Raw genomic sequence first — 24,902 nt, 5'->3', positions numbered from 1 at the left:
TACAAGAAGACGGCGAGTTATACTTTCGATATTTCTGGGAATAAAAGAGTGAAAATGCCGGGCTAATGGCCCGGCAGAGTGTTATTTACGGCGATCGTCATTCGGTGCGGAGTTTGTGTTTTTTAAATATATTGCCCGTTACCCACCGCTTTATTCTGCGGCGCGCAGTCTGCGGCGTCATTCAGCAAGCTCAGATCGCGGTCACGAACTTCAGGCATCAGAATGGCGGAAATTAAGCCAATGATGGAGTAGCACACCAGCATCACAACAATGGGCATCCACGAACCGGTCATATTGCAGAAAATACCGGCCAGCACCGGGCCAAAGCCTACGGCGACTAATCCCCCCGCCTCTTTTGAAATTGCCATACGGGTAAAGCGGTTACGTGAACCGAACATTTCCGCCATGGTGATATTTTCCAGCGCAAACAGACCCAATACCGCGATATTATGAATGACGATCAGTGACGCCATGATGGTGCTCACGCTATAGCTCTTATCCACAATAATCGACAGCATGGGGTACGCCAGAATAATGGCTGAAATATTAATGATAATATAGGGTAAGCGACGCCCCACTTTATCTGACAGCCACCCAAGGAATGGGATGGTAATAAAACCGATAACAGAGCTAATCATTAACGCATCGGTAGGGATAGCTTTATCAAACAGTAATGTTTGAACCAGATAGCCCGCGAGGAAAGTTTGCAACAATCCCGAATTTCCCGCCTGTCCGAAGCGCAGACCCGTCGCCAGCCAGAAGGACTTACTTTTCAGCATGGCGCTAAAGGTACCTTCCTGGGTTGCTATCTCTTTCTGCAGGACGCTGTCTTCGCTCACTTTCTCAAAAACCGGGCTCTCTTTCAGATTGAGACGCAGCCAGATGGCAAAAATCATTACCACCACGCTTGCCAGGAACGGCACTCGCCATCCCCACGCGACGAGCTGTTCACGGTCCAGCACGAAGAACATCACCGCCCAGATAGCCGTGGCGCTTAACGTACCGCAGTTGGTGCCCATAGCCACCAGCGAAGAGATAATTCCACGCTTACCTTTCGGCGCATATTCCGCCAGCATGGTACCAGCACCTGATATTTCAGCGCCGGCGCCCAACCCCTGAATAATACGTAAAGTCACAAGTAACACAGGCGCTAAAATACCGACCTGGGCATAGGTTGGCAGCACGCCAATAAGCGTGGTACAGATCCCCATCATGGTGATGGTAATAAACAGAACCTTCTTACGCCCAATACTGTCGCCCATTTTACCAAAAATAAAGGCGCCGACGATCCGCGCAATATAGCCCGCGCCGTAGGTTCCCATTGCCAGAATCAGCGCCATTGCGGCGGATTGCTCCGGGAAAAAAATCTCATGGAAAACCAGCGCTGCGCCAAGGGAATAGAGTTGGAAATCCATAAACTCCAGTGCCGTGCCTAACCAACCAGATACGGCTGCACGAATGAGATCGGAAGTTGTTCTCTCATTTTTTACGGTAGTCATAATGATTATCTCTAATTGTAGAATACAGAGTCCGCACCTGTTGTTATTGGCTGAAGGTTAATAAAACCTTACAGCAACGTTTCCTGTCATTTTCAAAAAGCTCCAGTGCATCGATAACATGTTGATAAGCAAATTGATGAGTAATCAGCTCCTCCGGGTTTATTAAGCCTTGTTCCAGCCACTTTATGACCACCGGGAATTTATTGGCGTTAAGACGCGACGAGAAAATAGAGAGCTCTTTGCCGGTAATACCTTGCTGTGCAACCTGCGAAGGCTCCGTCGAGAATCCCATCAAAACAATTCTCGCCGCCGGAGAAGCCAGGGTGACCGCCTCTTGTAGAATCGAGGGATGACAGGCCGCATCGATAATCAGCGTCGGTAGTACCCCCTCCGCCTTCAGCGTATCCGCCAGAGGCACGACGTTGTTGTTAATCACCCAATCCGCGCCATTACGCTGGGCCATCTCCAGGCGTTCCTCAATGCGATCGACCACGATGACCTGCTTAACGCGATACACCCTCTTCAGCACCTGAATGGTCGTCAGGCCCATTGGCCCGGCGCCGTAGACCAGCGCGATATCCTGGTCGGTTGGCGAAACGTGCCCGGTAACGTTGGCCGCGATAGTGAAAGGCTCAATCATCACCGCATGTCTGTCCGTCACGTTGTCCGGAACCTGCCAGGCATTTTTCGCCGGCACCACCGCGTACTCGCTAAAACCACCATCCCGATGCACACCGAGCACCACCAAAGAGGTGCAGACATTTGGTTTGCCCACCGAGCAAGGATAGCAATGGCCGCAGCTGATGACCGGATCAACGCTGACCCGCTGGCCGATGGCTTTGTCGGTAACCCCTTCTCCGATGGCGTCGATAACGCCAAAAAATTCATGGCCAATAACGCGCGGGTATTTGGCAAACGGATTGTGGCCGCGATAAATATGGCTATCGGAACCGCATATCCCCGCCAGCTTAATTTTTACCCGCACTTCGCCCGCGGCAGGCTGCGGGATAGGACGCTCTTCAATCACCAGTTCGTTGGGCTGGCGAATCACGATACTTTTCATTTTGACTTCCTTCTTTACCAGTTCCACAACGTGCCGTCTTCCAGACGCGCTACAGGCAAGTAGGCCGGTTCATAGGGGTATTTCGCGGCCAGTTTTTCATCGAACTCAATTCCCAGCCCCGGTTTTTCACCCGGATGCATATAGCCGTTATCAAACGTCCAGCTGTGCGGGAAGACTTCCAGCATCTGTTCGGAATAGCCCATATATTCCTGGACGCCAAAATTCGGCACCCACAGGTCGAAGTGCAGCGCGGCCGCCATGCAGACCGGAGAAAGGTCGGACGGCCCGTGTGAACCAGTGCGTACCTGATAAAGCGAGGCAAAATCGGCGATCCGACGCATCCCCGTAATCCCGCCCGCGTGGGTAATGGTGGTGCGGATATAGTCAATCAGTTGCTCTTCGATCAGCTGTTTACAATCCCAGATGCTGTTGAACACCTCTCCGACGGCAATCGGCGTGACGGTATGCTGGCGAATTAAACGGAAACACGCCTGATTCTCCGCCGGGGTCGGATCCTCCATCCAGAACAGGCGGTAATCTTCAATACTCTTGCCAAAACGCGCCGCTTCAATCGGCGTCAGGCGATGATGCATGTCGTGCAGCAGATGTTCGTTAAAGCCAAATTTTTCGCGTACTGCGGCAAACAGCTGTGGCGTAAAATCGAGATACTTCTCGGTAGACCACAGCTGCTCTTCCGGCCACTGGCCTTTGGTTGCCGGTTCGTAGGCCTGCCCTTTACCTTTCGCCATCCCGTAGGTGGTTTTCATCCCCGGCACGCCGCACTGCACGCGAATCGCTTTAAACCCCATCTCTTTGTGGCGGGCGTAGTCATCCAGCACTTCATCGATGGAGTGACCCGTAGTGTGGCAGTAGACCATCACGCCTTCGCGCGAAGCCCCACCCAGCAGTTGGTATAGCGGCATGCCTGCGGCTTTCGCCTTGATATCCCAGAGCGCCATATCGATAGCGGAAATCGCCGACATCGTGACCGGACCACGACGCCAGTAGGCGCCCTTGTAGAAAAACTGCCAGATATCTTCGATGCGATGCGCGTCGCGGCCAATCAGCTGCGGACAGAGATGATCCCGCAGATAGGACGCAACGGACAGCTCGCGACCGTTTAGCGTCGCGTCACCTAACCCGACGATCCCGTCATCAGTGGTGACTTTAAGGGTGACGAAGTTGCGTCCCGGACAGGTGACGAAAACTTCAGCGGCAACGATCTTCATTTCTCATTCCTTACTTCTGTGCGGTTAGTGGGTAAAAGTAAATCACCAGACCTACTACCATACAAGTATAATGATCGAAAAAGACGCGGCAGATCACAGTATCTCATCGAGGATAAAAGCGGCGTGAACAGAGAAAGCGAACGAGAAGGCAGAGAGATGGGCCGGGACAGCGCCACCTGACCTGGCTCACTGAGTAAAAGAAGGCTAGGCGCGTCCCCAGCCTGCCACAATAATCAGCATGCCGCACAGCGCAACCAGCGCGCCGGCCCAATCATAGTGGCTGAGTTTGACGCCATCGATAAAGCGTAGCCACAACAGCGCAGTACACACATACACCCCGCCATAAGCGGCATAAACCCGTCCGCTAGCCTCGGGGTGCAGCGTCAGAAGCCAGACAAAAAGCGCCAGCGCCAGTGCCGTCGGCATCAGCAGCCAGGGCGTCGCCCCGCGTTTTAACCAGAGCCAGGGTAAATAGCAGCCAATGATTTCGCACAGGGCGGTAGCAAAGAAAAGCAGCGTGGTTTTTAACATCCAAAGCGTCGTAAGTTGAACAAGCGTTAACGCATTCTACGCAATAATGGCCGTCGTTTACTCTGTTTTGTCGGGTATGCCGTCGAAAGGAGATGTAGTAAACTCAATCCAAGGGAATCGCTTAAAGGAAATCGTGATGAACACAACACTGAACAAACGCTGGTGCCTGACTGCCCTGCTGGCGCTGAGCGCGGTGGTCTTTACCGCATCGTCATTCGCCAAAACGGACAAGCTGGTCATCGAATCCGGCGACAGCGCCCAGAGCCGCCAGCAGGCCGCTATGGAAAAAGAGCAGTGGAATGACACCCGCACTTTACGCCAGAAGGTCAACAAGCGCGCCGAAAAAGAGTGGGATAAAGCCGACGTGGCTTTTGACGCCCAGGACAACTGCCAGAAGAGCGCGAACGTCAACGCTTACTGGGAGCCCAACACCCTGCGCTGCCTTGACCGCCGCACCGGTCGCACCATTACCCCGTAATAAATGGCGCCCGCACGGGCGCCACAATCACCAAAACGTCGCTATAACACACAGGTACTCCCATGACTGACGCTTATCACGTCAAACTCCGCCCGCTTGAGCGTGAAGATCTTCGCTTTGTCCACCAGCTCGACAACAACGCCAGCGTTATGCGCTACTGGTTTGAAGAGCCCTATGAAGCCTTTGTTGAGCTTTCCGACCTGTACGACAAACACATTCACGATCAGAGCGAACGCCGCTTTGTCATTGAATGCGACGGCGAAAAGGCCGGACTGGTTGAGCTGGTTGAAATCAACCACGTGCACCGCCGCGCCGAATTTCAGATCATTATCTCTCCCGATTATCAGGGAAAAGGTCTGGCCACCCGCGCCGCTAAGCTCGCGATGGACTACGGCTTTATGGTGCTCAACCTGTATAAGCTCTACCTCATCGTCGATAAAGAAAATGAAAAAGCGATCCACATCTACCGCAAGCTCGGATTTATGGTGGAAGGCGAGCTGATTCATGAATTCTTTATTAACGGCGAATACCGCAATACCATCCGCATGTGCCTGTTCCAGCACCAGTATCTGGCCGAGCATAAACCGCAGGGCCAGACGCTGCTGAAACCGACGGCTCAGTAATAGTCAATAGTGCTTTTAATGGTGTAGTGGCGGGTTAGCGCAGGCTGCACGCTGTCGTCGACAACCTTAAGCTCGCAGCTTACCGGGTTGTCGTGACTGTCGTAATCGCAGGTCTGGCTTACGTTGCCCAGCGCGCGGTCATTGAAGGTGCTCACTGCGGTGTAGTCCATTTTTTTGCGCGGATCGGATGACGGCGTTGAGGCCACCGTAAATTGTTCACCTTTGGCTATGGTGGTTTTGCCCAGCGGATAGCCTTCTCTATCGTAGCGGTACGTCGCTGTACTCTCCTTGCCGCGAGCGGTGACGACAAACCCGTTATCATCGGTTTCCCAGGAGACCCCCGCCGAGGGCATTTCCGCTAGCTGACATTTGCCTTGTAAACGCAGGCGCTTTTCGTGGCTTTGCGCATCCAGGTAGTAGTTAGCGTCCAGCACCAACGCCGCACCGGTTTTATTCTCCCGATCCTCAAATGCCAGCAGGTCAAAGCACCCTTCGCTGGATAAACGCCCTTTAACCCACTTCACCACCTGATCGTGTTCGTCATACAGCGTCTGGCTAAACGCTTTCACCGGCCCGCGCAGCGGATCGAACTCAAATTCGTTAGAAAAGCTGGCCATTTCCGGGGTGAAGGCCTGCGGCGCGCCCTTTTCATCGCAGGCGCTAAGCGCCCCGACAGCCAGTAACAGCAACAACCATTTTTTCACGCGCGATTCCTTTTGTGCATAGTACAATCATATTAGCAAATACAATTGTTTACACCACTTCTGCTATGCTTAAGTCTGGATAACGTTAATAAGGAGTTTATGATGAAACTATCACCCTGGCTATGTGCGGCTCTGCTGCTGGGTTCGACAGCTGCTTTCGCGGCGCCGGATTCCTGCGAGCGGGTAAAAAGCGATATTCAGCAAAAAATCATCAACAACGGCGTCCCGGAATCGGGCTTCAGCCTGACGGTAGTCCCGAACGACCAGCCCGATCAGCCCGGCGCACAGGTTGTCGGCCACTGCGCCAACGACACCTTTAAAATCATCTATACCCGCGACAGCGGTGCGCAGTAACCTCGCCGAATGTCTGGAGAAGTCTTATCCCTCGGTTGACCAGGGATAAGATCTCTCTACTCCATTTTAAGTATCATTCCTCACTCTCCACGCCGACCTTACGAAGGCGTTGGCATTACGCCATTATAACAAAATCATGGAGTGAGCAATGTCTAACCAGGAACATACCGACGGCCTTACCCGTCGAACGTTAATCAAATCAACCGCCCTTGGCTCGCTGGCTCTCGCCGCCGGCGGTTTATCGCTGCCTTTCAGCCTGAGTCACGCCGCTGCCGCGGTGCAAGACGCCGCTCACGGCGAGGAGCGTATCGTCTGGGGCGCCTGTTCGGTCAACTGCGGCAGCCGCTGCGCCCTGCGTTCACACGTGCGTGACGATGAAGTCGTCTGGGTCGAAACCGACAATACCGGCGCGGATATTTATGGCGATCACCAGGTGCGCGCCTGCCTGCGCGGCCGATCCATCCGCCGCCGCATTAATCATCCTGACCGCCTTAACTATCCCATGAAGCGCGTCGGCAAACGCGGCGAAGGCAAGTTTGTCCGCATTAGCTGGGAGGAGGCGCTGGATACGATCGCCGACAATCTCAAACGCATCGTCAAAGAGTATGGCAACGAAGCGGTTTATATTAACTACTCCTCCGGGATTGTCGGCGGCAATATGACGCGATCGTCGCCCACCGCCTCACCGGTTATGCGCCTGATGAACTGCTACGGCGGTTCGTTAAACCAGTACGGGACCTACAGTACCGCGCAAATTGCCTGCGCCATGCCCTATACCTACGGCAGCAATGACGGCAACAGCACCTCCGATATCGAAAACAGCAAGCTGGTGGTGATGTTCGGCAATAACCCGGCGGAAACCCGCATGAGCGGCGGCGGTATCACTTATTATTTAGAACAGGCGCGCGAGCGCTCCAGTGCGCGGATGATCGTTATCGACCCGCGCTACACGGACACTGCCGCCGGGCGGGAGGATGAGTGGATCCCAATTCGCCCCGGCACCCACGCCGCGCTGGTGGCGGGCATCGCCTGGGTGCTGATTAATGAAAATCTGGTCGATCAGGCGTTCCTCGATACGTACTGCGTCGGCTACGATGAAAAAACGCTGCCGGCAGATGCCCCGAAGAACGGGCATTACAAAGCGTATATTCTTGGACAGGGCGATGACGGCGTGGCGAAAACGCCGCAATGGGCCTCGCGGATCACCGGTATTCCCGTCGACCGCATCATCAAGCTGGCCCGGGAAATCGGCAGCACCAGGCCGGCTTACATTTGCCAGGGATGGGGTCCGCAGCGCCAGGCTAACGGCGAGCTGACCTCCCGGGCGATTGCCATGCTGCCTATTTTGACCGGCAACGTCGGCATTAACGGCGGCAACAGCGGCGCCCGCGAATCCACCTATACCATCACCATTGAACGCCTGCCGGTACTGACCAACCCGGTCAAAACCGCCATCTCTTGCTTTAGCTGGACCGACGCCATCGACCGCGGCCCGGAGATGACCGCCACCCGCGACGGCGTTCGCGGGAAAGAGAAGCTGGACGTACCGATTAAATTCATCTGGAACTACGCCGGCAATACCATCATTAACCAGCACTCCGATATCAATAAGACCCACGAGATCCTGCAGGACGAAAGCAAGTGCGAGACGATCGTGGTTATCGAAAACTTTATGACCTCCTCGGCCAAATACGCCGATATCCTGCTGCCGGACCTGATGACCGTCGAGCAGGAAGACATTATTCCCAACGACTACGCCGGCAATATGGGCTATCTCATCTTTATTCAGCCGGTTACCTCCGCTAAATTCGAGCGCAAACCTATCTACTGGATCCTCAGCGAAGTGGCAAAACGGCTTGGCGAGGATGTCCACCAGAAGTTTACCGAAGGCCGTACCCAGGAGCAGTGGCTGCAGCATTTGTACGCAAAAATGCTGGCGAAAGACCCGGCGCTCCCGAGCTACGATGAACTGAAAAAGATGGGAATTTACAAGCGTAAAGACCCAAAGGGTCACTTTGTGGCCTACCGCGACTTCCGCAAAGATCCGGTCGCCAATCCGCTAAAAACCCCGTCGGGTAAAATCGAGATCTACTCCAGCCGTCTGGCAGATATCGCCGCCAACTGGCAGCTGGAAAAAGACGAAACCATCAGTCCATTACCGGTATATGCTTCTACTTTCGAAGGCTGGGACGATCCTCTGCGCGAGAAATTCCCGCTGCAAATGTTCGGCTTCCACTATAAAGCGCGTACCCACTCCAGCTACGGCAACGTGGATGTCCTGCAGGCGGCCTGTCGTCAGGAGGTGTGGCTAAATCCGCTGGACGCCGAAAAGCGCGGGATTAAGAACGGCGATATGGTGCGCGTATTCAACGCCCGCGGCGAGCTGCGCATTCCGGCTAAGGTGACCCCGCGTATCATGCCCGGCGTGTCGGCGATGGGCCAGGGCGCCTGGCATGACGCCAACATGAATGGCGATCGTATCGATCGCGGATCCTGTATTAATACGCTGACGACGCACCGCCCTTCGCCGCTGGCTAAAGGCAATCCGCAGCACACCAATCTGGTCGAAATCGAGAAGGTTTAAGGAGTAAACCATGAGCGCTCAGTATGGATTTTTTATCGATTCCGCCCGCTGCACCGGCTGTAAAACCTGCGAGCTGGCCTGCAAGGATTATAAAAACCTCACGCCTGATGTGAGCTTTCGCCGCATCTACGAATACGCGGGCGGCGACTGGCAGGAGGACAACGGCGTGTGGCAGCAAAACGTCTTCGCCTATTACCTGTCCATCGCCTGCAACCACTGCGAAGATCCGGCCTGCACGAAAGTGTGCCCCAGCGGCGCCATGCGCAAGCGCGATGACGGCTTTGTGGTGGTGAACGAAGCGGTGTGCATCGGCTGTCGCTACTGCCACATGGCCTGCCCGTACGGCGCGCCGCAGTACAACGCGGCAAAGGGCCATATGACCAAATGCGACGGCTGCTATGACCGGGTCGCCGAGGGTAAAAAGCCGATTTGCGTCGAGTCCTGCCCGCTGCGGGCGCTCGACTTTGGCCCCATCGAAGAACTGCGCGAAAAGCACGGTCAGCTTGCCGCCGTCGCCCCGCTGCCGTCCGCGCACTTCACCAGGCCGAGTATCGCGATCAAACCGAACGCCAACGCGCGTCCGTGCGGCGATACCACCGGCTATCTGGCCAATCCGAAGGAGGTGTAAAATGGGAAACGGATGGCATGAATGGCCGCTGGTGCTGTTTACGGTGCTGGGGCAAAGCGTTGCAGGGGCAATAATCGTCAGCGGGCTCGGCTGGCTTTCGCTGAATAATAACTCCGAAGCCCGGCAGCGCCTGGTGCGCTGCATGTTTTTTATCTGGCTGGTCATGGGGATTGCCTTTCTGGCATCGATTATCCACCTCGGCTCGCCGCTGCGGGCATTTAACTCTCTTACCCGGGTCGGTGCATCGGCGTTAAGTAATGAAATCGCCAGCGGCGCGCTGTTTTTCGCCGTCGGAGGAGTCTGGTGGCTGCTGACGTTTCTCGGCAAAATGCCGGCAATCCTGGCCAAGGCCTGGCTTCTGCTCACCATGCTGCTCGGCTGCCTGTTCGTCCTGGAGATGACCCTGGTCTATCAAATTAATACCGTGCCGACCTGGTATAATGCCTACACCACCGCCGCCTTCTTCCTGACGATGGTGCTGTGCGGGCCGCTTTTCGCCGCCCTGCTGCTGCGGGTAGCCAACGTGCCTTTTAACGGCACGGTCTTCGCGTCGATGAGCGTCCTCGCGCTGCTGGCAAGCCTGGCGGTGGTCATTTTGCAGAACAGCGAACTGGCGGAGATCCGCAGTTCCGTGCAGCAGGCCAGCGCCCTGCTGCCAAACTACGGCTGGCTACAAATCCTGCGTTTAGCATTTTTGACGCTGGGCCTTGGCTGCTGGATCTGCCCGCTGGCAAGAAAGAAAAACCCGCGCATCGCCAGCCTGCTGCTCGGACTGATACTGGTATTACTCGGCGAGTTTATCGGTCGCGGCCTGTTTTATGGCCTACATATGACCGTCGGTACGGCGATTGCCGGTTAATGAATGGGTGCCGCGGCACCCTCTGCAGTAAGGAATAGATATGATGCAATCGCAAGACCGCGATGCCGTCGCACTCAGCGCCCGTACGCTGGGGGCGTTGTTCTCTTATGCTCCGGGCAGCGAGCAGGCTGCTCCGCTGGTTGCCGCCCTGCGCGACGGCAGTTGGCAAAGTCAGTGGCCCTGGCCGGTCGCGAACGGCCTGGCGGCGCAGTTCGCCATCGAAGACGATGAACCGCTGGCGGACGCCTGGCAGCGGCTGTTCATCGGCCCGTGGGCGCTGCCAGCACCGCCGTGGGGCTCCGTCTGGCTGGATAAAGAAAGCGTGCTGTTTGGCGACTCTACGCTGGCGCTGCGCGAGTGGATGCGGGCTAACGGCATCGGTTTGTCTGAGCAACGCGCTGAACCGGAAGACCACTTCGGTACGCTGCTGCTGCTGGCGGCCTGGCTTTGTGAATCCGGTGAGGATGAGGCATTTAACCAGCTTCTGGCCTGGCATATTCTCCCGTGGTCGGGCCGCTTTCTGAGCGTGTTTATTGCCGGGGCGGGAAACCCTTTTTATCAGGCTCTTGGTCAGCTGGCGCAAGAAACGCTGACGCGATGGCAGGCCTGGCTGCCCTGCGCGGTCGCGAATAAGCCGCTCTACCGCTAATGCCCTGACGTTATGCCCGCCCGCCGGGCATAACGCATTTTGTGACAACGTCACCTTTAGTCTCTTTCGCACTTATCGCTTTTGCGTCTATGCTTATTCCCGGTAAAAATAAGCCTTATTCCCCGTTAACCGAATTCGCTGATGCATCGTCTTCACGCTTATCCTGATGTCCAGATTATGTTTCGCCGCATGATTATCGCCATGCTGGTCGGCGTCCTCGCCGCGCTCGCGGTTGCCCTGTTTCGCCATGCGATGACCGGTCTGGAAAGCCTGTTTCTGAGCAATGACAGCGGAAGTCTGGTGAACGCCGCCGAGTCGTTGCCAGCATGGCGTCGGTTGCTGACGCCCGCGCTTGGCGGCCTTGCGGCTGGCGCCCTGCTCTGGCTCTGGCAGCGCCGCACCCTTGCGCGGCCCCGTGCGCCAACCGACTATATGGAAGCGCTCGAGACCGGCGACGGCGTGTTTGATACGCCAGCCAGCCTGGTAAAATCGCTCGCCTCTCTGCTGGTGGTGACGACCGGCAGCGCCATCGGTCGCGAGGGGGCGATGATCCTGCTGGCGGCGCTGGCCGCGTCGCTGTTCGCCCGCCGCTTTACGCCAAAAGAAGAGTGGAAGCTATGGGTAGCCTGCGGCGCCGCCGCCGGGATGGCCAGCGCTTACCACGCTCCGCTGGCCGGGAGCCTGTTTATCGCCGAGATCTTATTCGGCACCCTGATGCTGGCGTCGCTTGGCCCGGTGGTGATTGCCGCGGTGGTGGCCCTGCTGCTGACCAATCTGCTGAACGGCAATTCGGCTCCGCTGTATCACGTTGAGTTCCACGAAACCCTGAGCGCGACGCACTATGCGCTGATGCTGGCGACGGCGCTGCTGGCCGGGCTTTGCGGGCCGCTGTTCATCTGGCTGATGAGCTATAGCCACCGGTGCTTTGTCCGGCTGCGCCTGTCACCTCCGTGGCAGCTGGCGCTGGGCGGCTTTATCGTCGGTCTGCTGTCGCTGCTCGCGCCGGCCGTCTGGGGAAATGGCTATAGCGTTGTGCAAAGCTATCTTCTTTCGCCGCCGCTCTTCAGCGCCATGATTGTGGTGTTTGTCTGCAAGCTGCTCGCCGTGCTGGCCAGCAGCGGTTCCGGCGCGCCGGGCGGCGTTTTTACACCAACGCTGTTTGTTGGGCTGGGGATCGGCATGCTGTTCGCCAGCCTGACAGGGCTGTGGCTACCTGATTACCAGGCTATCGCGATAGTGGTTGGCTTAACCGGCATGGCGGCGTTTCTGGCAGCCACCACCCACGCGCCGATTATGTCCACGCTGATGATTTGTGAAATGACCGGACAATACGTTTTACTGCCCGGTTTACTGATTGCCAGCGTACTGGCGTCGGTGCTGTCGCGGACGTTACGCCGGGATTCTATCTACCGCCATCACCTCGCCGAGTATCGATAAGTCGATATACTGGCTCAGTTCACGCTGCTCCGCGCGCGGTAAGTAAGGCAGTTCACCGATCAGCGGCGCCGGCAGCTTTTTGCTCAGCACCTCGATGATTTCAGCATAATGCGCCAGGCCTGGGTTAATCCGGTTGGCCACCCAGCCGATCAGCGGCAGGCCGTCGTTGGCAATCGCCTGCGCGGTCAGCAGAGCATGATTGATACAGCCTTCCTGAATGCCGACGACCATTAACACCGGCAGCTGTTCCTGCACCACCCATTCCGAAAGCGGACGCAGATCGTTCATCAGGCTGCGCCAGCCGCCGGTACCTTCAACCACCACATGTTCAACCTGGCCGCTGAGGCGCTGGAGACCATCCGACAGCAGTCCGTAGTTGATCGGGCAACTGTGCGCCACGCTGCTTTCATCTTCGCTTAACGCGATGGGATTGACAGCTTCATACGGTAACACCAGCGATGACACGCTCTGTAAGACCAGCGCATCTTTGTTCCGCAGTCCGTCCGGCGTCTCTTTACTGCCCTTCGCCACAGGCTTGTACCCGGCGACGCTTTTGCCGCTGGCAGCCAGTGCCTGCAACAGCGCACGGGAAACCACCGTCTTGCCGACAGCGGTGTCAGTACCTGTTATGAAGAAACGCTTAAACATCACTAACCCCACAGTTATGTTGATGAAATATACGGGAGAGAAATAATCAACTGTGGAAAAAGTCTACGCGATGCTGCCGGAGGCCAGCTTGAGATAGCGCAATTTTTGGTGTGAATATGAAAAAATGTTAACCCTGTAACAGTCGTATCAGCAGCGATCCGTTATAGAGGGCATCCTTTACCAGGGCCGCGCCAGCCATCGTTCCCCGGTTAGAAAACTGGGTGCTTTCCACGGCAATATGTCGGCTATAGGCTGGTAACGATTGTTGTCGAATACAATCAGATATTGCCGGAAACAGAATATCCGCGGCGAGATTGAAGGGAGAGCCGATAAGGATTTTCTGCGGGTTAAAGAGGTTAACCATAATCGCCAGAATCCGTCCAACGTGGTTCCCGACGCCGCTGATAATGTCCCGCGCCAGTAAATCCCCCTGCAGCGCGGCCTGACATAGCGATTCAACGCTCAGCGGCTGCTGATGCAACATTGAGCTCATCGACTTCGCCATACGGATCTGCGCCAGTTCCAGCACGCTCTCCACGCTGGCAATGGTTTCCAGACAGCCATGGTTACCGCAATAGCAGCGTTTACCATACGGGTCAACCTGGGTGTGGCCGATTTCGACCAGACTGCTGCTGCCTGCGTGCAGTAGACGACCGTCGGTGATCACGCCCGCGCCAACGTTATGGTCGATCACCACCTGAATCACATCTCGCGCTCCCCGGGAGGCGCCAAACAGCGATTCAGCCATGGTCCAGGCGCTGATATCGTGCTGAATGTAAACCGATACGCCGGTATGATTGGCTAAGATTTCGCCCAGCGGCATGTCCTTAACGTCTTCATAAAACGGCATCCGGTGGATGATTCCGTGCTCGGTATCGATGATCCCCGGCATGGTGACGGCGATGGCGGTTAAACGCTCCAGCTTCTTTTGGTGACGAATAAAGAACTGGTCAACCTGATCGAGCAGCCGGCTCGCGAAGGGCTGAACGTGCTGTAACGCCAGTTCCAGCTGCTCTTCCACCACCAGCGCGCTGCTTAAATCCCGTAGCGCGAGGTGGATCTCGCCGCGGCTGATGCGGATAGAGAGGTAGTGCCAGGCTTCGGTTTCCACCATCAAGCCAACGGCAGGCCTTCCCCGGCTACCTGGCTCCTGGATCTCCGTCTCCTGGACCAGATGCGCTTCCAGCATTTCGCGGACGATTTTGGTGATGCTGGCAGGGGCCAGCTGCGCGAAGCGCGAGAGGTCGATGCGCGATACCGGGCCAAGCTGATCAATCAGGCGATAAACCGCGCCCGCGTTGGTCTGCTTAATTTGATCGATATGGCCTGGCTGACTGTCCGCTACCACCGTTGACTCCCTTTATTTTCGCGCTTCGAAATAAACTGATGGCTATGGTGAAGCACTTCAACGGTACTCGTCAAATTTTTGCTTAGCCTTGTGATTTACCGCACATTTTTAGCCGTTATTTGTCCTAAATGTCTCATGTGGTGCTGGCAAGCAGCGATTCACGAAAACGCCGGGCCGCTTCCCCCTGTTCGTGATGCTTCGACCACACCAGCCACATTTCCGACACTGCGTCCTGCTCTTCGATCGGCAGCCAGCACATTTCCAACAGCTGGACCCGCCTGAAGGACGCCGGTAAAATCGACACGCCAAGACCGGCGGCCACCAGGCCGATAATCGTCATTGCCTCCCCCACCTCCTGGGTGATAGCGGGCGTCAGGTCGTAGCGGCGCATCAAGCCCAGAATGTCGTCATACAGCCCGGTACCCACATGGGGATCGAAAAACACGAACGGCTCCCGCGCCAGTTCCCGCAGGCTTACGCACGTCTGGCTGGCCAGCGGATGATCGCGGGGCACCATCGCCAGCAGCGGTTCGCGCAGCACTCTTTCCCAGACCAGGGTATCCGGCAGATGGGTATTACGCATCAGTCCCAGATCCAGCGCGCCTTCGTTCAGCGGCACAATCTGCTCGCGCGTGTTGGTTTCCCGCGTCTGAATATGCACATCGGGATAGCGGCGGCGAAAGGTCGACAGCGTGTCGGAAACCGCCTTGATAAAGGGGGCCGATGAGGTAAATCCAATGCGCAGCTCGCCGGTTTCGCCGTGGTGAAGCCGAGCCGCGCGCGCGGCAGCATCATCGACCTGCGAGAGGATTTGCCGGCTATCGGCGAGAAACTGCCTCCCGGCTTCGGTCAGGCTGACGCTGCGATTAGTACGAGCAAACAGACGCGCGCCAATTTGCTGTTCAAGGATTTGAATCTGCTGGCTAAGCGGCGGCTGAGAGATATTTAACCGCGCCGCCGCGTGGCCAAAATGGAGCTCTTCCGCCACGGCAATAAAATAGCGCAGATGGCGCAGTTCAATATTCATATTTAAAACGTCTTATTTGAGATTATTAATATATTAGACAGAATATTTACATTTTCATACCCTGAATAAGTGGCCATTGCGGTCACTTAACTCTCTGTATATCAGCAAGGATTTTTCCGTGAGTCGTACAACTACCGTTGACACCGCCCCGGCAAACGACGTCAGCGACATCATCACTCCTCAGCCAAACCAGTTTATCAAACGCGGTACTCCGCAATTTATTCGCGTCACTCTCGCCCTCTTTTCTGCCGGGCTGGCGACGTTCGCGCTGCTTTATTGCGTCCAGCCGATCCTCCCGGTGCTCTCCAGTGAATTCGGCGTCTCACCGGCCAGCAGCAGTATCTCGCTGTCGATTTCCACGGCGATGCTGGCGGTCGGCCTGCTGTTTACCGGTCCGCTGTCCGACGCTATTGGCCGCAAACAGGTGATGGTTACCGCGCTGGTGCTGGCCTCCTGCTGCTCACTGCTGTCGACGATGATGTCCAGCTGGCATGGGATCCTGATGATGCGCGCCCTGATCGGCCTGTCGCTGAGCGGCGTGGCGGCGGTCGGCATGACCTATCTGAGCGAAGAGATTCACCCCAGCGTGGTGGCGTTCTCAATGGGTCTTTATATCAGCGGAAACTCCATTGGCGGCATGAGCGGCCGTCTGCTGACGGGGGTATTTACCGATTTCTTCGGCTGGCGGATAGCGCTGGCGGTCATTAGCGGCTTCGCGCTGGCAGCCGCGCTGATGTTCTGGCGCATCCTGCCGGAATCGCGCCACTTCCGTCCAACCTCGCTACGGCCAAAATCGCTGCTGATCAACTTCCGCCTGCACTGGCGCGATCGCGGGCTGCCGCTGCTGTTTCTTGAGGGTTTCTTGTTAATGGGGTCATTCGTGACGCTGTTTAACTATATCGGCTACCGCCTGATGCTTTCTCCGTGGTCCCTCAGCCAGGCGGTCGTTGGCCTGCTATCGGTGGCCTATTTGACCGGTACCTGGAGTTCGCCGAAAGCCGGGGCCATGACCGTTCGCTACGGCCGCGGCCCGGTGCTGCTGTTCTCGACGGCGGTGATGCTCGGTGGCCTGCTGCTGACCCTGTTCTCGTCGCTGTGGCTGATTTTTATCGGCATGCTGCTGTTTTCCGCGGGTTTCTTCGCGGCCCACTCGGTGGCCAGCAGCTGGATTGGCCCGCGCGCGCGTCGTGCCCGCGGCCAGGCGTCATCGCTCTATTTATTCAGCTACTATCTGGGTTCCAGCACGGCGGGGACGTTAGGCGGCGTATTCTGGCATAACTACGGCTGGAACGGCGTAGGTGGGTTTATCGCGCTGATGCTGCTGGCGGCGCTGCTCACCGGCGCGTGTTTACACAAGCGACTGAAATAACGCAGATTAACGTGGCCTGAAACGGGCCACGTTCTTCACCACATCCCCAGTACCGACGACATTCCCAACAGTTCTCTAACGGCATCGACGGAAAGCAGTGCTATAAACAGCCAGGTAAACGGATTCATAATCCACCTCGCATCGGCGGCCTGTGCCTGCATTAAGTTTAGCCGTAGTTCAGAGAAAGCGTCTGCTACTTTACGCACATCTGGATTATTTCGAGCCAAACATAAAATACGCAATCGATTAATCACTACATTATGCTGATGCTTGCGTCGAGCGGGCGAGCCGACGCTGTGGGCAATTTCCCATTAACGTCGGGGTGATTTATGTCGAAAGCGCCCGCATCCCTCGACCCCACCGGCGGATCGCGATAGTGTAGGCCCATGAAAAGCTTTTGTTCACTTGCCACCGTCAGAGTGTAAACATGACCGAAAATAAAAATTATCATCAGCTTACCCGCACCTTCCAGCGACTCTCCCGCTTCTCGCATCTTTCCGCCATCGCCGGCTGGGATATGTTCGCCATGATGCCCCCCGGCGGCAGCGCGGCCCGCGGCGAAGCGCTGGCCGAGCTTGGCGTTTTGCAGCATCAGATCCTGACCGATAAAAAAGTGGGTGAATGGCTGCAGAATGCGCTTCAGGAAGAGCTAAATGATGTGGAACAGGCCAACCTGCGCGAAATGACCCGCCAGTATGAACAGGCGGCGCTGCTGCCGGAAAGCCTGGTGGAAGCGAAGTCGCTGGCGGGTAGCCGCTGCGAGCACGCCTGGCGCAGCCAGCGTCCGGCGAACGACTGGCAGGGTTTTGCCGAGAACCTGCGTGACGTCGTCAAACTGAGTCGCGAAGAGGCACAGATTCGGGCTGGGGCAAAAGGCGGCTCCCGCTACGACGCGCTGCTGGATATTTTTGAACCCGATATGACCAGCGCCCGTCTGGACGTATTGTTCGCGGATCTGAAATCCTGGCTTCCTTCGCTGCTGGAGAAGGTGGTTGAGAAGCAGGCGCAAACGCCGCTCATCGAACCTCAAGGGCCGTTTCCGATTGCCGACCAGCGCGAGCTGGGGCTGGAGGCGATGCGCGTGCTGGGATTTGATTTTGACGGCGGACGCCTGGATATCAGCGCCCACCCGTTCTGTGGCGGCGTGCCCCAGGACGTCCGTATCACCACGCGCTACAACGAAAACGACCTGCTCAGCGCGCTGTTTGGCGTCATTCACGAAACCGGCCACGCGCGCTATGAACAAAACCTGCCGCGCAACTGGCTCGATCAGCCCATTGCCCTCGCCCGTTCCACGGCGATCCATGAATCGCAAAGCCTGTTTTTCGAGATGCAGCTTGGCCGTAGCGACGCCTTCCTGCAGCGTCTGCTGCCAACGGTACGCCAGTACTTTGGTGAACAGCCGGCATTTAGCCGCGAAAACTTTATCGCATGGAATCAGCGCGTCAAACCGGGCTTTATCCGCGTCGACGCTGACGAAGTGAGCTACCCGGCACACGTTATTCTGCGCTACGAAATTGAACGCGCGCTGATTGATGGCGATATTGAGGTCGAGGATATTCCGGCGCTGTGGGATGAAAAAATGCAGCACTGGCTGGGACTTTCCACCCTCGGCAACTATCGCGACGGCTGTATGCAGGATATCCACTGGACCGACGGCGGTTTTGGCTATTTCCCTTCCTACACGCTTGGCGCGATGTACGCCGCTCAGCTGATGGCTTCCGCCAGACGGGCGCTACCGCAGCTGGAAAGCGATATCGCCAACGGTAACTTCAGCGCCCTGTTTGACTGGCTGCGGCAAAATATCTGGCAACACGGTAGCCGTTTTACCACCTCGCAGCTGATTCAGCATGCAACCGGAGAAGACCTTAACAGCGACTATTTCCGCCAGCACCTTACCTCGCGTTATCTGTAAATCACCGGCGTCGGGCCGCGCCCGACGCCGTGTTCCATCGTTGTAGCAGCGCGTTGTACATATGGTTACACGCCGATACCAAACACTCACGGAAACCTCGATAAGACAGGCATATAGTTCTTTCAACGGCCCCGCAGTGGGGTTGAAACAAGAAACCTTTTCGAGGATATCAGAATGAAAAAAGTATTAGCTCTGGTCGTTGCCGCTGCAATGGGTCTGTCTTCTGTTGCTTTCGCTGCCGATGCTGCCACCACCACGACTCCGGCGCCGGCTGCTGCAACTCACAGCACCACCGCTAAAGCGACCCACCACAAGAAACATCATACCGCCGCTGCGAAACCAGCTGCTGAGCAGAAAGCGCAGGCTGCGAAAAAGCACAAAAAAGCAGCCGCTAAACCCGCTGCCACCCAGAAAGCTCAGGCCGCTAAAAAGCACAAAAAAGCAGAAGCTAAACCGGCTGCCACCCAGAAAGCTCAGGCCGCTAAGAAACACAAAAAAGCCGCAGCTAAACCGGTAGCTCAGAAAGCACAGGCAGCGAAAAAACACCACAAAACCACCAAACATCATACCGCTAAACCAGCTGCACAACCGGCTGCTTAATCTCCCGGGTTAAGCGATGTGATATGATATCGGCGCTGGCTTCAGCGCCGTTTTTTTCTGGAGAGCACCATGCTGCGGCGCTATCGTTTTGAGCTCATCCTGATCCTTCTGATTATCTGCGCGCTGGTCGCCAGCCGTTTTTTTCTTTACTAATACTAATGAGTTAGCTGCCACACGTTGTAACCCAGTCCATAGAACGCCAACAATAACAGAAAAAGCGCCGAGACCATCGTCACTCGTCTGGCGTAACACGCCGTTAACCATCGGCGAACCGCCAGGATGTAAAGCGAGAGCACGCTCAGGTCGATAATCACCCACACCGCCGTCAATAGCCCCAGGCTGAAGCCGAAGCTATCGGTAATATGGATAAACTGCGGAAAAAACGCGGCAAAAAAGAGAATATCTTTGGGATTGCTTAACGCAGTCGCAAACCCTGCCATCACCCCGCTACGCTTTTTTGACGCCTCCTGCGTAACCGCCTCTTCACGCAACATTGCCACCGCAAGCCAAATAATATACAGCGACCCGATCGTCGCCAGCAGCATTAGCGCTCGCGGATCGAGCGTCAGCATGCCGTTCAGCATCGCGGCAGCCACGGTCAGCAGCACCAGAGACGCCAGATTCCCGCCAATCATCGTGCGCACCGCGCTGGCATAGCCTTCGCGCGCCGCCGTACCGGTCACTAACAGCACCACCGGTCCTGGCGTGGCGATCAGCGCCAGGACCGTCAAAGCGTAGGCCGTCAGCAAAGAAATATTCATCAAGTAAACTCACTCTTTCACAATGAAAGCCCTATATTCCTCTCTCATTTCACAGTTGAAAAACGACTAATAGTGAGTTTGAATGTGAGTTTTACTCAATATAGAACATAACCGACGATGTCCATGCCGCCGCTCTACGCCCTGCGTGCTTTTGAAACCGCCGCTCGCCTTGGTTCATTCAGCAGGGCCGCCGCTTCCCTGAACGTGACGCCAGGCGCCGTCAGTCGTCACGTCAGCGGCCTGGAGTCATGGTTTGAATGCCGGCTTTTTCTTCGCCATGGGCCAAAAGTCACGCTGACCGATGCCGGATATCAGCTGGCGAAAGCGTTAGATCAGAGTTTTTCATCAATAGAACGGGCCTGCCAGGCTCTGCGCCGTCAGGCTGGCAAACTCCGTCTGAAGGCGCCGTCAACGCTCTCGATGCGCTGGCTACTGGACGTGCTGCAGCTGTTTCGCCAGCAGCATCAGCGCCCGGAAATAGAAATGAGCAGCCTGTGGATGGACCGCGACAGCGTCGATTTCACTCAGGAGCCTTTCGACTGCGCGATCCTGTTAGGGAACGGAAATTTTGGCGACGAGAACAACGGCTGCCTGCTCTTTGCCGAATGGCTAATTCCGCTTTGCGCACCGGGGATGATGGAGCAGGCCAGACAAGATTTGTCGGCCTGTACGCTGATTCATCCATCAACCGATCGCCGGGACTGGCGGCGCTGGCTGCAGCATGATGACCGGCTTGCGCCGAATATCGATCGGGGTATCGTCTTTGACACCCTTGAACAAGGAACCATGGCCGCGATGAGCGGCCATGGCGTCAGCATTGGCGATCTGCTGCTTAATCTGCCCGCGATCCGCGCGGGGCTGCTGGCCTTGCCCTTCTCCACAGCGATAGCCACCGGCGAGAGCTACTACTTTGTATGGCCGAAAAACACGCTCTGCCCGCAGCCGATCGCCCTATTGCATCGCTTTTTAAACCAGCATATTCCCGGCCCGCTCCCCGATGACATTATCCGCCTCGGAGAGGCCCCCGGGTTACAGAACGTGGACCGCCGTCACCAGCAGATAGCCCGTCGCGCCCCAGATCATTGCTGATACCAGCGAAACGTAAACTAATGCGCGAATACCTTGTTTAGACATAAATCCTCCCGTACATCGGGTGTTTGACATTGCAGATATCATCACCGGGATAACATCTCTGTTTGCTCAACAAGGTGGTAGCAATACCAACGTTTACGGTGAGAAAATGTTTCGCTTTGAAAGTAAGTGATAAACAGGTAAAGAAGTACGATTTTCCTGTGAACATATCTCTTTTTTTGCGTGATATTGGCCGTTTTCGCCATTAACTGCCTTGAGAAAAAGCTGAACCGCAAATCCTTTATTCGCCACCCGCCGGCTGTACGTTCGGATACACGATTTCTGTTGCTTCCGCTGCCCTTTTCTGCGGAAATAACGCCGCAGGAAAATGGCGTTAACATATTGAATTCACGCCATTCATCCGTAAGCGACTGGCGTTTTTTGCTGATTTCGCCTGCCGCCTGGCTTAATTAAAATTATTCTTAACTTTCATAAACTTAAATCTGCTGCTACTTTCAATATACATAATTATCTCCCCAGAGAGTGATATGCGTAGAGACGTCCTGTTATTACTGTGTTCAATTTCCCTGTTTCCAGCGCTGGTCCAGGCCGACGATGATGGCATGAGTGCAAAAGATATTAAAACGCTGTTTTTTGGTCACGACGACCGAAAACCGGTCAGCAACCCCACGGACGATCCCTGGGATGCGATCGGGCAACTGGAAACCGCCAGCGGTAATCTCTGTACCGCCACGCTTATCGCCCCTAATCTGGCGCTCACCGCCGGGCACTGCCTGCTCACGCCGCCCAAAGGCAAACCGGATAAACCCGTCGCGCTGCGTTTTATCTCGCGTAAAGGCGGCTGGGTGTACGAAATTCACGGTATTGAAGGCCGCGTAGATCCTTCGCTGGGGAAACGGCTTAAGGCGGACGGCGAAGGCTGGATAGTTCCCAGCGCCGCGGCGCCCTGGGATTTTGGCCTTATCGTGCTGCGCTACGCCCCTTCCGGCATTACGCCGGTGCCGATTTTTAGCGGCAGCAAAGCCGATCTGACCGCCGCGCTAAAAACCGCAGAACGAAAAGTGACTCAGTCTGGCTATCCGGAAGATCATCTGGATAATCTCTATACCCACCAGGATTGCGTAGTCACCGGCTGGGCGCAGACATCGGTGCTCTCTCATCAGTGCGATACGCTGCCGGGGGATAGCGGCTCGCCGCTGCTGCTGAAAACCGACAACGGCTGGCAGGTGATTGCGGTGCAGAGTTCGGCGCCTGGACCAAAAGATCGCTGGCGGGCGGACAACCGCGCCATCTCCGTCACCGGCTTTCGCGACAAGCTTGAAGCGCTGGCTGCACAGTAAGCGGTCAGCCTTGCTGCTGGCGCAGCTGCAATAACGACGCGACGGGCATCGGCTCGCTGAAGAAGAAACCCTGCAATCTGTCGCATCCCGCCCGCCGCAGCAGCGCCAGCTGTTGCTGATTCTCAACGCCCTCCGCCACCACCGTGATGCCTAACGCCCCGGCAATACGGACGGTCCCGCGCACCAGCTCCGCCGCCTGGGTATCCACATCCACCAGCCCGGCCAGGGATTTGTCGATTTTAAGGCTGTCGAAGCTGAAGCTGCGTAAATAGCCGATGCTGGAATAACCGGTGCCAAAATCATCGAGCGCCACTGCGATGCCGAGCGCCTTTAAGTTCTCAATGGCCGACTTCGCCCGCTCGGGATTCTCCAGAACGTAGCTCTCCGTGACTTCAAGCTGTAACCGCCGGGCCGGGAAATGACAGCGGCCCAGCACCTGCACCACCCGCGATTCAAACTCCGGATCGCGGAACTGCGCAGGGGAGATATTCACCGACAGCAACAGATCGTCCAGTGGCTGCAGTTCGCTACAGGCGCGTTCAAGCACAAACTGGCCAAGCGCGTAGATCAAACCGCTACTTTCGGCGATACCGATAAACACGTCCGGCGGCAGCGCCCCCTGAGGACGCCGCGGCCAGCGCAGCAGCGCTTCCACGCCTTCCATAACCAGCGTATCGGCGTTGACGATTGGCTGATACCAGACATCAAACTCTTCGTTCTCCAGCCCCTGACGAATGCCATTTTCGATATTCAGCTGATACTGCCGCGCGTCGCTGAGCGCTTCGTCATACCAGGTCGTGCGCCCTTTGCCGGTTTTTTTCGAATGGTACATGGCAATATCGGCGCGGCGAAAAAGCTCGGTGCTGGAGCAGCTCGCCGGGACGCCGCTGGCGATACCGATACTGGCGCTGATATAAATTTTTCGCTCGTTGAGGATAACGGGCGCTTTTAACAGTTCCAGTACCGCCCAGGCAAAGGCCAGCGCCTGATTTACCGCCTGTTCGCCGCTTACCGTCATCGCGAACTCATCGCCGCCCATACGCGCCAGCATCCCTTCAGGCGGAACGCGCTCCCGAAGTTCTTTAGCAACATGAATAATCAGCGCGTCGCCAACATCATGACCGTAGTTATCATTAACATCCTTAAAGCCGTCGAGATCGATAAACACCACGCTTTGCATTTGGTGTTGGGAGGTTTCGCACACCTGGTTAAGGCGTTCAATCAGCGCCCGTCGGTTTGGCAGGCGGCTCAGCCAGTCAGTCATGGCACTGTCCCGCGCCAGCTTTTCGCCGCGCGCCAGCTTGTAAAGCCCGAGGTAGCTGAAGAGAATAAACAGCAGGATCAGCCCAGCCGCCACGGCGGCGATCAGCCGCATACTGTCGGAGGCCGCCCGCGCGGCTTCCGCACCGGGAAACCCCGGCTGCCAGCTCAGGTAACCCACGATCTCCCCGGCCTGGGTGCGCAGCGGAATACTGTATTCACCGCCGCCTGGCGTGATGTGCAGGTTGCGAATCTGAAACGTGTCGCCCAGGCGCTCAAGCATTTGCGAGTTGATATGGCGGGTGATCACCAGATAGCGACGCGTATCATCATGCACCTGTAGCCGCCCTGTCGTCGGGCGAATCAGGCCAATACCAATAAACGCAATACCTGCGCGGGTTCGCGTGATGCCGGCATAAGCGCTTTTACCGCTGCGCAGCGCGGCGGCATGCTGCGAGATAAGCGAACGAAAACCGTTGCCGAGGAATTGGGTATTCTGCTCGGTAAATCTCTCACTGCGAAACGATCCCCACAGCACCCGATAGTGCTGGTCGAGTACGAAAGTGCCGTCATAGAGATTATTGATTTTAAAACCCGATCCCCATGAGTTGTAGAGCCATTGCGGATCGAGCCTGTCGGCATAGGTCTGATGTACCGCATCATCCCAGATAGCGTTATCCATCACCAGCGACAGCACGCGGTTCACCGAGGTCTGCACCGCCCCATCCACCGATAGCACGGAACGATGCTTATCAATTTCGTTTGCTTTCAGGCCGATCAGGTGTTGGGTGAGATAAAGGAGCGAAACAATGGACACGATTAAGCCGATCCCGGCGAGGACAATCATGATGGACAGCGTTCTGGCGGAGGGAATATTGCGCCAGCCTGGCAAATGAATCATGTT

General features: G+C 56.4%; 23 protein-coding genes and 1 pseudogene. 13 read left to right on the top strand and 11 right to left on the bottom strand.

Annotated elements, in window-relative coordinates:
• Positions 1–122: 122 nt before the first annotated feature.
• The 4 genes from HMPREF1144_RS28365 to HMPREF1144_RS28350 all read right to left on the bottom strand — a co-directional run bounded on the left by HMPREF1144_RS28365 (position 123) and on the right by HMPREF1144_RS28350 (position 4,322).
• A complete protein-coding gene (locus HMPREF1144_RS28365) occupies positions 123–1,499 on the bottom strand; it encodes an MFS transporter (RefSeq protein ID WP_004851254.1) in 1,377 nt (458 codons plus the stop codon).
• 43 nt (positions 1,500–1,542) lie between these two features.
• Positions 1,543–2,562: a Zn-dependent oxidoreductase gene (locus HMPREF1144_RS28360; RefSeq protein WP_004851255.1), complete on the bottom strand. Its 1,020-nt coding sequence runs from the start codon at positions 2,560–2,562 to the stop codon at positions 1,543–1,545.
• Between the two features lie 14 nt (positions 2,563–2,576).
• A complete protein-coding gene (gene rspA, locus HMPREF1144_RS28355; protein WP_004851257.1) occupies positions 2,577–3,791 on the bottom strand; it encodes a starvation-sensing protein RspA in 1,215 nt (404 codons plus the stop codon).
• 204 nt (positions 3,792–3,995) lie between these two features.
• Complete coding sequence (locus HMPREF1144_RS28350) at positions 3,996–4,322, bottom strand: YnfA family protein (RefSeq protein WP_004851258.1); 327 nt, start codon at positions 4,320–4,322, stop codon at positions 3,996–3,998.
• A 136-nt stretch (positions 4,323–4,458) separates the two neighbouring features.
• On the opposite strand from HMPREF1144_RS28350, the gene HMPREF1144_RS28345 reads away from it, so the two are divergent.
• Positions 4,459–4,800: a DUF1283 family protein gene (locus tag HMPREF1144_RS28345; RefSeq protein ID WP_004851259.1), complete on the top strand. Its 342-nt coding sequence runs from the start codon at positions 4,459–4,461 to the stop codon at positions 4,798–4,800.
• Positions 4,801–4,862: 62 nt separating this feature from the next.
• The gene (speG, locus tag HMPREF1144_RS28340) at positions 4,863–5,423 is read left to right on the top strand and encodes a spermidine N1-acetyltransferase (protein ID WP_004102449.1); all 561 of its coding nucleotides are present in this window, start codon (positions 4,863–4,865) and stop codon (positions 5,421–5,423) included.
• Here speG and HMPREF1144_RS28335 read toward each other — a convergent pair.
• A complete protein-coding gene (locus HMPREF1144_RS28335) occupies positions 5,417–6,127 on the bottom strand; it encodes a YnfC family lipoprotein (protein WP_004851260.1) in 711 nt (236 codons plus the stop codon). The genes speG and HMPREF1144_RS28335 overlap by 7 nt on opposite strands.
• Before the next feature lie 102 nt (positions 6,128–6,229).
• Between HMPREF1144_RS28335 and HMPREF1144_RS28330 the strand changes: the two genes are divergently transcribed.
• From HMPREF1144_RS28330 to clcB, 6 genes are all read left to right on the top strand, one after another.
• Positions 6,230–6,481, top strand: a complete 252-nt coding sequence (locus HMPREF1144_RS28330) for a DUF1161 domain-containing protein (RefSeq protein WP_009654767.1) — start codon at positions 6,230–6,232, stop codon at positions 6,479–6,481.
• Between the two features lie 148 nt (positions 6,482–6,629).
• On the top strand, positions 6,630–9,065 hold the full coding sequence (ynfE, locus tag HMPREF1144_RS28325) for a selenate/tellurate reductase subunit YnfE (protein ID WP_009654708.1): 2,436 nt from the start codon (positions 6,630–6,632) through the stop codon (positions 9,063–9,065).
• Positions 9,066–9,075: 10 nt separating this feature from the next.
• Positions 9,076–9,693 (top strand): DMSO/selenate family reductase complex B subunit, encoded by a 618-nt coding sequence (locus tag HMPREF1144_RS28320; RefSeq protein WP_009654743.1) that lies wholly within the window; start codon positions 9,076–9,078, stop codon positions 9,691–9,693.
• Between the two features lies 1 nt (position 9,694).
• A complete protein-coding gene (locus tag HMPREF1144_RS28315) occupies positions 9,695–10,552 on the top strand; it encodes a DmsC/YnfH family molybdoenzyme membrane anchor subunit (protein WP_004851264.1) in 858 nt (285 codons plus the stop codon).
• Positions 10,553–10,592: 40 nt separating this feature from the next.
• On the top strand, positions 10,593–11,201 hold the full coding sequence (gene dmsD, locus HMPREF1144_RS28310) for a Tat proofreading chaperone DmsD (protein ID WP_009654791.1): 609 nt from the start codon (positions 10,593–10,595) through the stop codon (positions 11,199–11,201).
• A gap of 141 nt (positions 11,202–11,342) precedes the next feature.
• Positions 11,343–12,638 carry a voltage-gated ClC-type chloride channel ClcB gene (gene clcB, locus HMPREF1144_RS28305; RefSeq protein ID WP_009654777.1) on the top strand — a complete coding sequence of 432 codons (1,296 nt, stop codon included), beginning with the start codon at positions 11,343–11,345 and terminating at the stop codon, positions 12,636–12,638.
• Here the strand turns inward: clcB and bioD are convergent.
• The 3 genes from bioD to HMPREF1144_RS28290 all read right to left on the bottom strand — a co-directional run bounded on the left by bioD (position 12,591) and on the right by HMPREF1144_RS28290 (position 15,661).
• The gene (gene bioD / locus HMPREF1144_RS28300) at positions 12,591–13,286 is read right to left on the bottom strand and encodes a dethiobiotin synthase (RefSeq protein WP_004851267.1); all 696 of its coding nucleotides are present in this window, start codon (positions 13,284–13,286) and stop codon (positions 12,591–12,593) included. The two genes, clcB and bioD, sit on opposite strands and share 48 nt — an antisense overlap.
• Before the next feature lie 127 nt (positions 13,287–13,413).
• The gene (gene mlc / locus HMPREF1144_RS28295) at positions 13,414–14,634 is read right to left on the bottom strand and encodes a sugar metabolism global transcriptional regulator Mlc (RefSeq protein WP_004851268.1); all 1,221 of its coding nucleotides are present in this window, start codon (positions 14,632–14,634) and stop codon (positions 13,414–13,416) included.
• A gap of 133 nt (positions 14,635–14,767) precedes the next feature.
• On the bottom strand, positions 14,768–15,661 hold the full coding sequence (locus HMPREF1144_RS28290) for a LysR family transcriptional regulator (protein WP_009654789.1): 894 nt from the start codon (positions 15,659–15,661) through the stop codon (positions 14,768–14,770).
• Positions 15,662–15,779: 118 nt separating this feature from the next.
• Here HMPREF1144_RS28290 and HMPREF1144_RS28285 point away from each other — a divergent pair, with 118 nt between their 5' ends.
• A complete protein-coding gene (locus tag HMPREF1144_RS28285) occupies positions 15,780–17,030 on the top strand; it encodes an MFS transporter (protein WP_009654683.1) in 1,251 nt (416 codons plus the stop codon).
• Positions 17,031–17,065: 35 nt separating this feature from the next.
• On the opposite strand, the gene HMPREF1144_RS33855 is transcribed toward HMPREF1144_RS28285, so the two are convergent.
• A complete protein-coding gene (locus tag HMPREF1144_RS33855; protein WP_004851273.1) occupies positions 17,066–17,158 on the bottom strand; it encodes a KPN_01571 family protein in 93 nt (30 codons plus the stop codon).
• 299 nt (positions 17,159–17,457) lie between these two features.
• Here HMPREF1144_RS33855 and HMPREF1144_RS28280 point away from each other — a divergent pair, with 299 nt between their 5' ends.
• Both HMPREF1144_RS28280 and asr read left to right on the top strand, forming a co-directional pair.
• Positions 17,458–18,945 (top strand): carboxypeptidase M32, encoded by a 1,488-nt coding sequence (locus HMPREF1144_RS28280; RefSeq protein ID WP_004851276.1) that lies wholly within the window; start codon positions 17,458–17,460, stop codon positions 18,943–18,945.
• A gap of 174 nt (positions 18,946–19,119) precedes the next feature.
• Positions 19,120–19,545, top strand: coding sequence for an acid resistance repetitive basic protein Asr (gene asr / locus HMPREF1144_RS32210; protein WP_009654716.1), 426 nt, complete (start codon positions 19,120–19,122; stop codon positions 19,543–19,545).
• 155 nt (positions 19,546–19,700) lie between these two features.
• On the opposite strand, the gene HMPREF1144_RS28270 is transcribed toward asr, so the two are convergent.
• The gene (locus HMPREF1144_RS28270) at positions 19,701–20,306 is read right to left on the bottom strand and encodes a LysE family translocator (protein ID WP_009654790.1); all 606 of its coding nucleotides are present in this window, start codon (positions 20,304–20,306) and stop codon (positions 19,701–19,703) included.
• 117 nt (positions 20,307–20,423) lie between these two features.
• Between HMPREF1144_RS28270 and HMPREF1144_RS28265 the strand changes: the two are divergent.
• Positions 20,424–21,362, top strand: a pseudogene (locus HMPREF1144_RS28265) (LysR substrate-binding domain-containing protein); the annotation flags it as partial.
• 563 nt (positions 21,363–21,925) lie between these two features.
• On the top strand, positions 21,926–22,738 hold the full coding sequence (locus HMPREF1144_RS28255; protein WP_004851280.1) for a trypsin-like serine peptidase: 813 nt from the start codon (positions 21,926–21,928) through the stop codon (positions 22,736–22,738).
• 4 nt (positions 22,739–22,742) lie between these two features.
• Here the strand turns inward: HMPREF1144_RS28255 and HMPREF1144_RS28250 are convergent, their stop codons facing one another.
• Positions 22,743–24,899 (bottom strand): putative bifunctional diguanylate cyclase/phosphodiesterase, encoded by a 2,157-nt coding sequence (locus tag HMPREF1144_RS28250; RefSeq protein WP_009654739.1) that lies wholly within the window; start codon positions 24,897–24,899, stop codon positions 22,743–22,745.
• Positions 24,900–24,902: the final 3 nt, after the last annotated feature.

The sequence above is a fragment of the Klebsiella sp. OBRC7 genome, assembly GCF_000293135.1.
Lineage (GTDB): Bacteria > Pseudomonadota > Gammaproteobacteria > Enterobacterales > Enterobacteriaceae > Klebsiella > Klebsiella michiganensis.
Note: the sequence above shows the minus strand (reverse complement) of the source record. Positions and strands in the feature narration are given on the sequence as shown.

Bases quoted from the DNA above. Each gene is read 5' to 3' on its own strand.
- HMPREF1144_RS28365 (WP_004851254.1), bottom strand. From the start codon at position 1,499: ATGACTACCGTAAAAAATGAGAGAACAACTTCCGATCTCATTCGTGCA.
- HMPREF1144_RS28360 (WP_004851255.1), bottom strand. From the start codon at position 2,562: ATGAAAAGTATCGTGATTCGCCAGCCCAACGAACTGGTGATTGAAGAG.
- rspA (WP_004851257.1), bottom strand. From the start codon at position 3,791: ATGAAGATCGTTGCCGCTGAAGTTTTCGTCACCTGTCCGGGACGCAAC.
- HMPREF1144_RS28350 (WP_004851258.1), bottom strand. From the start codon at position 4,322: ATGTTAAAAACCACGCTGCTTTTCTTTGCTACCGCCCTGTGCGAAATC.
- HMPREF1144_RS28345 (WP_004851259.1), top strand. From the start codon at position 4,459: ATGAACACAACACTGAACAAACGCTGGTGCCTGACTGCCCTGCTGGCG.
- speG (WP_004102449.1), top strand. From the start codon at position 4,863: ATGACTGACGCTTATCACGTCAAACTCCGCCCGCTTGAGCGTGAAGAT.
- HMPREF1144_RS28330 (WP_009654767.1), top strand. From the start codon at position 6,230: ATGAAACTATCACCCTGGCTATGTGCGGCTCTGCTGCTGGGTTCGACA.
- ynfE (WP_009654708.1), top strand. From the start codon at position 6,630: ATGTCTAACCAGGAACATACCGACGGCCTTACCCGTCGAACGTTAATC.
- HMPREF1144_RS28320 (WP_009654743.1), top strand. From the start codon at position 9,076: ATGAGCGCTCAGTATGGATTTTTTATCGATTCCGCCCGCTGCACCGGC.
- HMPREF1144_RS28315 (WP_004851264.1), top strand. From the start codon at position 9,695: ATGGGAAACGGATGGCATGAATGGCCGCTGGTGCTGTTTACGGTGCTG.
- dmsD (WP_009654791.1), top strand. From the start codon at position 10,593: ATGATGCAATCGCAAGACCGCGATGCCGTCGCACTCAGCGCCCGTACG.
- clcB (WP_009654777.1), top strand. From the start codon at position 11,343: ATGCATCGTCTTCACGCTTATCCTGATGTCCAGATTATGTTTCGCCGC.
- bioD (WP_004851267.1), bottom strand. From the start codon at position 13,286: ATGTTTAAGCGTTTCTTCATAACAGGTACTGACACCGCTGTCGGCAAG.
- HMPREF1144_RS28290 (WP_009654789.1), bottom strand. From the start codon at position 15,661: ATGAATATTGAACTGCGCCATCTGCGCTATTTTATTGCCGTGGCGGAA.
- HMPREF1144_RS33855 (WP_004851273.1), bottom strand. From the start codon at position 17,158: ATGAATCCGTTTACCTGGCTGTTTATAGCACTGCTTTCCGTCGATGCC.
- HMPREF1144_RS28280 (WP_004851276.1), top strand. From the start codon at position 17,458: ATGACCGAAAATAAAAATTATCATCAGCTTACCCGCACCTTCCAGCGA.
- asr (WP_009654716.1), top strand. From the start codon at position 19,120: ATGAAAAAAGTATTAGCTCTGGTCGTTGCCGCTGCAATGGGTCTGTCT.
- HMPREF1144_RS28270 (WP_009654790.1), bottom strand. From the start codon at position 20,306: ATGAATATTTCTTTGCTGACGGCCTACGCTTTGACGGTCCTGGCGCTG.
- HMPREF1144_RS28255 (WP_004851280.1), top strand. From the start codon at position 21,926: ATGCGTAGAGACGTCCTGTTATTACTGTGTTCAATTTCCCTGTTTCCA.
- HMPREF1144_RS28250 (WP_009654739.1), bottom strand. From the start codon at position 24,899: ATGATTCATTTGCCAGGCTGGCGCAATATTCCCTCCGCCAGAACGCTG.